1 protein-coding gene and 1 pseudogene are annotated in these 511 nt (G+C 49.3%); both read right to left on the bottom strand.

Annotated elements, in window-relative coordinates:
• Positions 1 to 176: pseudogene (locus tag R8N47_RS28545) on the bottom strand (iron ABC transporter permease); the annotation flags it as partial.
• A gap of 9 nt (positions 177 to 185) precedes the next feature.
• Positions 186 to 511, bottom strand: a 326-nt coding sequence (locus R8N47_RS28550) for an ABC transporter substrate-binding protein (protein ID WP_318186526.1), incomplete at its 5' end; no start/stop codon positions are given.

The following is a 511-nucleotide window of genomic DNA, read 5'->3' on the forward strand; positions in this document are numbered from 1 at the left end:
TTGATAACGAGTTGAATGTGTGGTGCCAGCTCTGAATGCGCGCCAATTAAGCCGCGCAGACTGTCTGTGAAACTGATGTTCATCGGGCCGACGGTTATAGAAGCAATGGCGATAAACGCTAAAAATCCAGACAGCGTAATCAGCGTGGTTGATAAAGGAATACGTCGTAACAGCATCGAAAATCTCTATGGGTAAAGCAAGGCATTGAGACGTTTAGCCTCTGACAGGCTTTTTAGTCCCAAACCGCCAACCAAAGCGTGTCCATCAATGGTGATGATGTTCTTTGTCTGGCCTGCTGGTGTTGCTGCAAGTAACGGCATCGCCTTTAAAATGGCGTCTGCACCGCCCATGGTCTCATAGCTGCGGCCACTAACTAAAATGACATCGGGTTGCATCTCTACCATCGCTTCGGTTGACAGTGGTTTGTAAGAGGTCAGTTTTTTCGCCGCAGGATTATCACCGCCTGCTAACGCGATGATGGCGTCTGGCGTGGTATCCAAGCCTGCAACAT

This window comes from Vibrio sp. 2132-1 (assembly GCF_033344315.1).